This is a genomic window from uncultured Eudoraea sp., from assembly GCF_947258525.1.
Lineage (GTDB): Bacteria > Bacteroidota > Bacteroidia > Flavobacteriales > Flavobacteriaceae > Eudoraea.
On record NZ_CAMYIP010000127.1, the window covers coordinates 1 to 4,303 of the forward strand.

A 4,303-nucleotide genomic window follows, 5' to 3' on the forward strand; every position below is an offset into this window, starting at 1 on the left:
TTTGTAATTAGGCCTCTATGTGCGCTTCCGTCTTCTTTGGCAGTACCCAGTCAAATCCCGTTTTATATTGTTCGCCCAATGCTTTGAAATAATCCGTATAGGTCTGCGTGATGACAGACATTGGCAGGGAGCAAGACGCTTTATAATTGGTTTTCCCAATCTCAACCCGATACATCTCATTCTCCAGGATGATTTGAATCGCATCGGCCAGGGAACTTGCAGAATCGGGTTCAAAGAACTCTCCGGTATAGCCTTCTTCACGTACCAGAATACCCAGGTCACCTAAATCCGGTAGTACGGTCGCCTTGCCATAACTTCCCGCCTGGTGGAGCACACCTGAACTTCCGGTGGTTGAGGTATATGGGAAAACCACTACCGCACTTTGTCCAAAAATCACAGGCACATCTTCTTCGGCCACATAGCCAGTAAACCGTAATTGGGATATATGCTCATAAGTATGACGGAGTCCGTCAATATAGCCTGGCGTATTGGGACTATCGGTTCCGGCAATCACGATCTCGATATCCAAATCGCAACGTGATCGGATCAATTCTACGGCTTCAATAAGAATTTCGGCCTTCTTGTAGGTGCCAAATTTACCAAATGCCATGACCTGTAAAGGGCCAGACGGTATGGAATAATCCGGTTCCGGAGGTGTCTCAAACGAACCATGCGGGACAAGGGCTATGTTCTTGGCCTTATACTTTCTTTCAAGGATATCCACATATTTACTAATGGTCACAGCCAATACGTCAGAGGCCAGGATACATCGGGTCAATTGTGTTCCAATAAAGTTGTAAACTCTTTGAAAGATCCTGTTCCCCGTGATCCCGGCATTGTCCAGATCAACTTGTTCCAGAATGTTATGCAACAAAGTGATCACCGGTATACGCAAGATCCTGCAAAAGGCAGGGAGCATCAGGCCGAGGGCCGCAGGAATTTTTTTATCTCCGAATTTCAAAAACTGTAGGTTCAGTAGAACACCGTCAGGTCTCGTTTTTGCTAATACTTTTCCAATCCTGAACAGGTTGGAATACCCGTTGAATTCCCAACAGGGTACTACGGTTATCTTGCATCCTTCGCCTTCGAATTCCAATACTTTGGGTTCAACAGTTTTATCTGTTATAAGGATAAGTTCATCAATTTCCTTCTGTTCGCGGAAATGCTTCACAAGGTGGTAACCATATTCAGATAGGGTTACTTTACTTGGCGGCATTGCTGTAATAAGTGCTAATTTCATTGTGGTAAGATTAAGTTAACTAAGGTTATGACTGGAATACGTTTTATCCTGCAAAGCATAGGCAGTAAAAGACCGAATCCAGATCGATTTTTTTTGGTGTCGAACTTCAATAATTGCATGTTCAGCAATACCCCGTCTGGTCGGGTATGGGATAATACCCTTCCAATCTTGAACAGATTATTAAATCCATTCAGGTCCCAACAGGGTTGTATGGCGAGCTTACACCCTTCATATTCGAAATTCTGAACTTCAGTCTCATTTGTCCTATCGGTAATCAAAATGAGTTCTTTCATGTCGACTTGCTCCCTAAGGTGTTTTACCAATTCATGTCCATAAGTTGAAAGTGATTCGGTTCTAGGTGGCAAAACAGTTACAATTGCTAGTTTCATTGCGGTTAGATTAGATTTATTCTGAGTTAATTTTGACTCAAATATCTTCTCTATATGCCACTTTTTGGGCGCTGTGAAGACCAATGGAAGATAACCGTAGACCAATGGCAATTCCATTTCGACATTCGTATTAACCACTATACCGGGATGAAGGATCATATTTATTACTATTCGTAAAAATCATCGACGACTGAACATCTCAGGATTTCTGTAGTTGACCGTTTCGGTTCTTGTAGTAATACGCCACCTGAAGAAGAAGCAGTACAAACATGCTTCCTATCTGGATCTGTACGATGCCTTCCAGCGTGTCGTGGAAGAAAATGATCAATACCAATTGCAGCAAACCGACAAGGGCTGAGACAATTACCGGAAGATATTGATCCAGCGATAAATAGTAATAGGCAAATATATTCGAGAGCGCAAAAAGAGCTGTAGCCAGCGCATATTGCCAAAGCAGCCCGGCAATGGGCAAGTAGGCCTCCCCGAACATCAGCGTAACGATCTGTTCTGGGAAGAAGAGGCAAAGACCAACTATCGTCACTGCCAGCAAAGCGATGAGTATCACATACCGGAAAAGCACAGGGGCTGTTGGTTTGCCTTTCTTTTGCTGCCGGATCACTTTTGGCAGTAATAGCATTGCAAACATCCAGGCTACAAAATACACCACCCGCCCTATGAGGGCCATTGAGGCATATAGGCCCCGCCGTAAGCAGAAGGAAATGGTTTAAATTCCTTTTGTTTTCAGAGCTGAGCGTTATATGGACGGATCTGATCCGATTCCCCTTTTCGAAGGGCAGAAAACCGAAAGCAAACGAAATCAATATTCCTGCAGACACTAATACTCCGGGGCTGTAGGGGATCAGCATTAACAAGAGAATTGTGATTATTAGCCTGCTCCACATTTCAGATTGGTAGGAGATAGACAACTTATCCAGAGCGTTGTTCCCCTGATATTCCCCTCGTTTAATACTCATCAGAAAGTAGAGCGGTATTCCCAGGCCAAATAGCACAAACATCCAGGGCGATGCAGTGGAAAACCAGGCCTGCAGGCTTTCAGCGGATAGTGCCACGACACAACCCAAGACGATGCCAATCCACAATGCATACATCCTAATCTTTGAGCGAAGTGCTTGCCATTGTTGCCCGTTCAATAGCACTGCAAACTTGGTCGTTGCCAACTGGAAAGTCATGCCCAGAAATGAGATGACCAGCAAGAGGGTAACCAATAAGGCCGCTTCGGCGAAGGCTTCAGGCCCTAAGATCCGTCCTACCAGAACATTATATAGGTAATTCCCACCGTTAACCAGCAAGGCACTTCCCATAAATAACTTTTCCTGGCTGAGGCGAAGCGATTTCAATTTAAGTACGGTCATAGCTAAGTATATAATCGGTTTTTGAATTTTCCATAACACTGGAAATCGGTGTATGATTCCGTCCTATTATAGAAAGCACCTGGTTGTTTTTCACTGCCTTCAGGTAGAAACGTTCCAGTTCATGAGCGGTAGTACGATCCAGGTCCTTCAACTTTTCCAGGGAAAGAGTCAGATAATCGTTCCATCTGAACTCGGATTCGAGATATGACCGCAACACATTCATATTGTGGCCATGTAAGGAACCAAACACTTCGATGAAGCCTTGGTCGTTTTTAATCTGTAATGCCATTATTATAGGTTTTTAGGTTAAGATTCAGGTTCAAATTCAGCATCAAAGATCCTTGAATCTGCCTTTTTATAAGGGGTGCCTTAGACGGATGGCCATTTGCTGTAGACGAATGGACATTTCCCTACTTCCGGGGTGGAAGAGGTCGTTTTATCTTTACATCACAATAAATAATAGATATTGAAATGGTCCCAAATCCATCTCAAATCACATCAACTCGACCTATGAAAAATTGTATTATTCAGTTACTCGTATCGCTAGTCATCTCATTCTCAATGGCGCAGGAACCAATAGAAAAAGGATTCCGGTTGCTCGAAGATGGCAAATTCAGTGAATCCCTGGCCTTTTTTGAAGCCTACCTCGAAACGTCACCTGACAACCGGGCAGCTCAGATCTGTTACGGCCGATCTTTAGGTTTAAACGGTGATACCCAATCTGCTGTTTCCTATTTTAACGCCCTTGCTTTAAACAATCCAGGCAACCTGGAGATCGACGTAAACCGGGCAGAATCCCTGTTGTGGGACAGCCGATTCATGGAGGCAAAAGCATTGTATAAAAGACTTTTAAAGGATAATCCCAAGAATTTCAGTCTACTGTTGGGCAACGCCAACTGCCTGAGCAATCTTAAGGAATATCAGGCAGCCCTGGAATCAGTCAACAAGGCCCTGGAAATAGAACCCGCCAACCAAGGCGCACTTATCTCCAGAAAGTATATCCGCCTGGCATGGGCACATGAGTTGATCAACCGGCAAGAATATGCGTCTGGTATGCGTTTACTGCAGGACAACCTGTCAGATTTTCCCCTGGATAAAGAAAGCCTGCACAATTTGGCCCATGCATACCTGGCTAGTGGAAACACAGTTCTGGCCAGGGAAAGTTTTACTAAAATAGCGGCTTCAAAAAATGACAGTATCATGGCCATGATCGGTATTTCCCTTGCCTCACACATTGAGAAGCAGGATAAGGACGCCTTGAAATTTGCCGGGGAAGCGAGAACAATTGCAGGGAGATCTGA

The 4,303-nt window shown here is 44.3% G+C and carries 5 protein-coding genes; 1 reads left to right on the top strand and 4 read right to left on the bottom strand.

The features are described from left to right. Positions 1–7: 7 nt before the first annotated feature. From Q0X89_RS09830 to Q0X89_RS09845, 4 genes are all read right to left on the bottom strand, one after another. Positions 8–1,240, bottom strand: coding sequence for a glycosyltransferase (locus Q0X89_RS09830; RefSeq protein ID WP_297693606.1), 1,233 nt, complete (start codon positions 1,238–1,240; stop codon positions 8–10). Next, on the bottom strand, positions 1,237–1,788 hold the full coding sequence (locus Q0X89_RS09835; protein WP_297693608.1) for a hypothetical protein: 552 nt from the start codon (positions 1,786–1,788) through the stop codon (positions 1,237–1,239). The genes Q0X89_RS09830 and Q0X89_RS09835 overlap by 4 nt, the downstream gene beginning before the upstream one ends. A 40-nt stretch (positions 1,789–1,828) precedes the next feature. Further along, positions 1,829–2,314, bottom strand: coding sequence for a hypothetical protein (locus Q0X89_RS18055; RefSeq protein WP_367177038.1), 486 nt, complete (start codon positions 2,312–2,314; stop codon positions 1,829–1,831). A 674-nt stretch (positions 2,315–2,988) separates the two neighbouring features. Next, positions 2,989–3,291 carry a hypothetical protein gene (locus Q0X89_RS09845; protein WP_297693610.1) on the bottom strand — a complete coding sequence of 101 codons (303 nt, stop codon included), beginning with the start codon at positions 3,289–3,291 and terminating at the stop codon, positions 2,989–2,991. A gap of 221 nt (positions 3,292–3,512) precedes the next feature. Between Q0X89_RS09845 and Q0X89_RS09850 the strand changes: the two genes are divergently transcribed. Next, a partial coding sequence (locus Q0X89_RS09850; RefSeq protein WP_297693612.1) for a tetratricopeptide repeat protein occupies positions 3,513–4,303 on the top strand: 791 nt, incomplete at its 3' end.

Excerpts from the sequence above, each read along its gene's own strand:
- Q0X89_RS09830 (WP_297693606.1), bottom strand. The coding sequence starts at position 1,240 with ATGAAATTAGCACTTATTACAGCAATGCCGCCAAGTAAAGTAACCCTA.
- Q0X89_RS09835 (WP_297693608.1), bottom strand. The coding sequence starts at position 1,788 with ATGATCCTTCATCCCGGTATAGTGGTTAATACGAATGTCGAAATGGAA.
- Q0X89_RS18055 (WP_367177038.1), bottom strand. The coding sequence starts at position 2,314 with ATGGCCCTCATAGGGCGGGTGGTGTATTTTGTAGCCTGGATGTTTGCA.
- Q0X89_RS09845 (WP_297693610.1), bottom strand. The coding sequence starts at position 3,291 with ATGGCATTACAGATTAAAAACGACCAAGGCTTCATCGAAGTGTTTGGT.